Origin of the sequence: Trinickia sp., from assembly GCF_036503415.1 — a bacterium.
Lineage (GTDB): Bacteria > Pseudomonadota > Gammaproteobacteria > Burkholderiales > Burkholderiaceae > Trinickia.
Genome location: NZ_DASXWY010000040.1, coordinates 1 through 4,359, shown reverse-complemented (window position 1 = coordinate 4,359; position 4,359 = coordinate 1). Strand labels below are relative to the sequence as shown.

The window sequence follows — 4,359 nt, the reverse complement described above, 5'->3', positions numbered from 1 at the left end:
GACGGTGCTGCAGGCACTGCAACAGGTGGCCGATGCGTTGCAGGCATTGCAAAGCGATGCCGAAACGCTCGATATGCGCGACGCGGCGTCGCGCGAAGCCGAGGCGAGCCTGCACGTCGCCTCGGCTCGCTACGCGGCCGGTGGGATCAGCCAGTTCGCGCTGATCGATGCTCAGCGTCAGGCGCTCGCGGCAGGTCTCGACCGAACGAAGGCTCAGGCGGATCGTCTTGCCGACACGGCGGCGCTTTACCAGTCATTGGGTGGCTCGCCGCTCGAGCAGCGCGAGGCGCACGACGCATCGTCATTGCCTGCTCAGAATTGATAATCGACAGCGAAGTCGACGACGCCTGAACCGCGGCGCTGGACGATCGGGCTGTTGGCGGCCGAGCCGACGAGTTGCTGATATGCGACGTTACCCGTCACGAGCCAATGTTTGTTCGCCATCCAGGTGGCGGCTACGCCGAACCCGACCGACTTGACGCCGGCCGAGGCGTGATACTGGCGCAGACCCGAGCGGGCCGATTCGTTGGCGTTGACGCCGAACCAGCTGTTCATATAGCGGGAGTCGGCAAACGTGACGGTCGGACCGGCAAACCAATTGAATTTTTCGGAACTTCCCGGCATCGGCATATAAGTGCCGAGATCGCCCACCCAACCGTTATCGCCGCCCATGGCGCGTCGCACGTCGGCGCGGACGACGAGCGGAAAGGTTTTTGACACGACATACTCGCCAAACAGGTGCATCGTGGGCGCCGGATTGATATTGTCCATACCGTGCAGATGGTCGAGATCGTCGGCTGCACGCCGGCCGAGATCGTAGGACAACGCAATGCCGGCACGCCAGTTCGGCCCCGTCACCACATTGGCACCCAGGCCTTCGCCCGTGGAAAAGAAGAAGCGATCGCGGTAGCGAATGTCGATGCTTGGCCCCGCGAGTATGTGGTAGCTGCTCGCCCCGTCATATCGCGGCTGAAAGCTGATCGACGGGCCGACGCGAATCCGCCAGGTAGGCAGTTGCGGCAGGAACATTTGTTCGAGCGTGATGCCGGACGAGTACTGCCACTGTGCGAGCGGTGACGGTGTTTGCGCGATGGCGGCAAGCGGGAGCATGGCAGCGCTCAGAAAGACGGCGAGGGCACCACGCGGTGCCGCTGTGGAGATCGACATGGTTCGTTCCTGGTTGCTTTGTTTATCGGATGCCGCGCTCGTACGACGTCAATCGTGCCAGAACCGGGAGCAATGTGCATGCCGAAGCGCACTGGGCGCCGGGCAGGTGCGTATTTTGCAGTGCCAGATGTTCGCGCGGTGTTGACGTACGACAAGGGAGCTGCTCGTGACCGACCCCAGCAAGGCCGATTCAAGCGAAGACGTCGTTCTTTGGCGAACGTTCCGGCCGGTGATGGCTCATCATCGCCGGGTGCTCGTCGTCGACGACTATCGCGACGCGGCCGAAGCGTTGCAACTTTTGCTCGATGCCGACGGTTTCGAATGCCGTGCAACGAGCGATCCGCTCGAGGCGTGTGCAATCGCGCGCGAATGGCAGCCGTTTGCCGCGCTGCTCGATATCGCGATGCCCGGGCTCGATGGGCTGGAGCTCGCGCGGCGGTTGCGCGCCGATCCAAGCACCGCGGACATGCTGCTGATCGCCTGTAGCGGCTATGCGTCGTCGCAGGACCGCGAACGCGCGCGCGATGCCGGCTTCGACGCCCACTGCGCCAAGCCGCTGACACCGCAGTTGATCCTGCGTGTGCTGGAATTCACGAGCGCATGAGCCCGCGCCGCCCTGCCGCGGCCTGTGCGCTGGCGCTCGCATTGGCGAGTGCGGCGGCGCACGCCCAGGATACCCAACGACTCAATCGCGGCAACGATCCGTTCCTTTCGATTTCGCAGGCGGTTGCCCATTGCCCCGAACCGCTCGGGCCGCTCGAAACGGAAAGCGAGTGGCGTGCCGAGAGCCACTGGCGTGTCGAACGCGGCAACAGCTGCTGGTGGGAGGGCCGGTGCCGGCTCTCGAACGGCTACCTCTATGACAAGGAAATCGCCGAGGCGGTCAAGCGGCGGCTCGCGAACATCGAATCCGCCACTCATTGGAAGGAAAAGACGACGCTGTGGTTGACCCTGCAACGCCGCTTCGTCTACGTGCAGGGGTGCGTTGGACCGGGGTTCGATAAAAAGACCTTCCTGTCCGAGCTCGCGAAGACGGCCGACGTCGAACGCGTCATCGACGACATGATGGACGATCCCGCCGGCAAGCCTCCTTACCGCACGCTTGCGCAGCCGGACGTGTTCCCGACGGATTCGAGCGAATGATGCGCGGCGCGCGGCCGCCCGCTTGGAGCGGCTACCGCGCGCGTCCGAACGCTTCGCGCAGCTTTCCCTTCGCGCTCTCGAGCACGCGCCGACGTGTCTTCGGCAAATTCCTGCCTGCGCGATTCAAATAGAAGTTCAGCATCGACATTGCGGATTGAAACGGTGTGCCGCGGCGTCGGCGGCTGGCGAGCGAGGAGCGTTTGAGCGACTGAGCGATCTCCTCGGCGCTGCCCGATTTGAAGATCCCCGACTCGAGATCGAGTGCGTCGCTCCTCTCCATGACGTGATGCGACCAGCGGTGGGGCGATTCGCGCGTTTTGCGGCTCGAGGCCTCGGCGTGGCGTTGCCGGGGTGGGTGACCGGAGCGGCGACGCGTCGACGAATGAGGTGTGGATGAATGAGCCATCGGTACGCCTTTCTGACAATCAGGTGGAATCGATTCACACGAGTTCGACTCCCACCCTCGATGCAACGTCCGTGCCGCCGCGCTCAGCCGGTTGCCCTCCCGCTGGCACGAGTGATGCGTGCGTGACGAAAGTGCGCGCCTTGCCCATAGCGACCGACCGCCGATGGCGCACCTGCCGGCGCGTCATCGATTTTCCTTCACACAACCGCGCAATCCCTGGAGAGGACCATGGCTCAACAACCGTTTCTGACCGACGTCAAAGAGATTCGCAAGCGAGCCCGAGAACACATTTCCGAGGGCGCCGTCACGGCCGGATACAAGGCTGACCGAGAGACTGTGCTCAAGCTGCTCAACGACGCACTAGCGACCGAGCTAGTCTGCACGCTGCGCTACCGGCGCCACTATTTCATGGCGAGAGGGATCCATTCGACAAGCGTTGCCGATGAATTCCTCCAACATGCGCAAGAGGAACTGGGCCACGCGGATCAGATCGCGGAGCGCATCGTGCAACTGGGCGGCGAGCCGAATTTCTCGCCGGAGGGGTTGCTCTCGCGCAGCCATGCCGAGTACGTCGAAGGGGGATCGCTCGTCGAGATGATCCGCGAAGACCTGGTGGCCGAGCGCGTCGCGATCGACAGCTACCGCGAAATTATCGATTACCTCGGAGAAAAGGACCCGACGTCGCGCCGCATCATGGAATCGATACTTGCCGTGGAAGAGGAACATGCCGACGATATGGCCGACCTGCTTGAAGGATTGCCCGCCGAATTGAAGAAATGAGTGAGGAAACGAGGGAAAAGTGACGCTGGCACCGGGCTTGCTCGCGAGAAGGGATGAGATGCCGGAATGAGAGACGTTCATCACCTGTTCGAGGAGTTCGACTCATGAGCAAGACGCTTCAAGGATGCAAGGTTGCAATGCTGGCGATGGACGGCTTCGAAGAAGCCGAATTGATCGAGCCGAAGCGCGCGCTCTCCGAAGCGGGGGCGCTCGTCCACGTCATTTCGAAGAAGCCTGGACAGCTTCAAGGCTTCCAGCACGTCGAGCGCGGTGCGATGGTGACCGTCGACGCGACGTTCGACCAGGTGCGGCCCGAAGACTACGACGCCGTCATCTTGCCGGGTGGAGTCGTCAACAGCGACGCGATACGGACGGTCCCGGAAGCGCAGGCGTTCGTGCGCGCGCTCGACGAGGCCCACAAACCGGTGGCGGTGATTTGTCACGGTGCCTGGTTGCCTATCTCTGCCGGTATCGTCAAGGGACATACGATGACGAGCTGGCCGAGCTTGCAGGACGACCTGCGCAATGCCGGCGCGACCTGGGTCGACGAGGAAGTGGTCGAGGACGACAACTTCATCACGAGCCGCAAGCCGGACGATATCCCCGCCTTCAATCGGAAGATCATCGAGCGACTGGCGCGGCACGGTGCGCGCGCCTCTTGATGGAGTGAATGAACGCTGCGCGCGGCGGCCGGCAGCCGGCATCGGGGACCACATGGAGAAGCATTGATGCGTATCGACTACCCCGACGAGGAACCCGTTTTCGACGGAGCGCAGATGGTGGTGCGCTTCGCTGCGGTGGTCGACGGCGTGGAACTCGCCTGCGCTGTGACGGCCGAAGCGCTCGAGGATCATTTCGGCGCC

General features: G+C 63.2%; 8 protein-coding genes. 6 read left to right on the top strand and 2 right to left on the bottom strand.

From position 1 onward, the window contains the following. Positions 1 to 322, top strand: a 322-nt coding sequence (locus VGL01_RS06365; RefSeq protein WP_331568011.1) for a TolC family protein, incomplete at its 5' end; no start/stop codon positions are given. On the opposite strand, the gene VGL01_RS06360 is transcribed toward VGL01_RS06365, so the two are convergent. Next, entirely contained in the window at positions 313 to 1,167 is an 855-nt protein-coding gene (locus VGL01_RS06360) for a MipA/OmpV family protein (RefSeq protein WP_331568010.1), read from the bottom strand. The two genes, VGL01_RS06365 and VGL01_RS06360, sit on opposite strands and share 10 nt — an antisense overlap. A 166-nt stretch (positions 1,168 to 1,333) precedes the next feature. Between VGL01_RS06360 and VGL01_RS06355 the strand changes: the two genes are divergently transcribed. Then, positions 1,334 to 1,771, top strand: coding sequence for a response regulator (locus tag VGL01_RS06355; protein WP_331568009.1), 438 nt, complete (start codon positions 1,334 to 1,336; stop codon positions 1,769 to 1,771). Then, positions 1,768 to 2,310, top strand: a complete 543-nt coding sequence (locus VGL01_RS06350) for a hypothetical protein (protein ID WP_331568008.1) — start codon at positions 1,768 to 1,770, stop codon at positions 2,308 to 2,310. Before VGL01_RS06355 ends, VGL01_RS06350 begins: the two co-directional genes overlap by 4 nt. A gap of 31 nt (positions 2,311 to 2,341) precedes the next feature. On the opposite strand, the gene VGL01_RS06345 is transcribed toward VGL01_RS06350, so the two are convergent. Further along, positions 2,342 to 2,716, bottom strand: coding sequence for a DUF3175 domain-containing protein (locus VGL01_RS06345; RefSeq protein ID WP_331568007.1), 375 nt, complete (start codon positions 2,714 to 2,716; stop codon positions 2,342 to 2,344). Positions 2,717 to 2,944: 228 nt separating this feature from the next. Here VGL01_RS06345 and VGL01_RS06340 point away from each other — a divergent pair, with 228 nt between their 5' ends. From VGL01_RS06340 to VGL01_RS06330, 3 genes are all read left to right on the top strand, one after another. Next, positions 2,945 to 3,496 carry a ferritin-like domain-containing protein gene (locus VGL01_RS06340; RefSeq protein WP_331568006.1) on the top strand — a complete coding sequence of 184 codons (552 nt, stop codon included), beginning with the start codon at positions 2,945 to 2,947 and terminating at the stop codon, positions 3,494 to 3,496. 104 nt (positions 3,497 to 3,600) lie between these two features. Further along, the gene (locus tag VGL01_RS06335; RefSeq protein ID WP_331568005.1) at positions 3,601 to 4,158 is read left to right on the top strand and encodes a type 1 glutamine amidotransferase domain-containing protein; all 558 of its coding nucleotides are present in this window, start codon (positions 3,601 to 3,603) and stop codon (positions 4,156 to 4,158) included. Positions 4,159 to 4,224: 66 nt separating this feature from the next. Next, a partial coding sequence (locus VGL01_RS06330) for a DUF1488 family protein (protein WP_331568012.1) occupies positions 4,225 to 4,359 on the top strand: 135 nt, incomplete at its 3' end.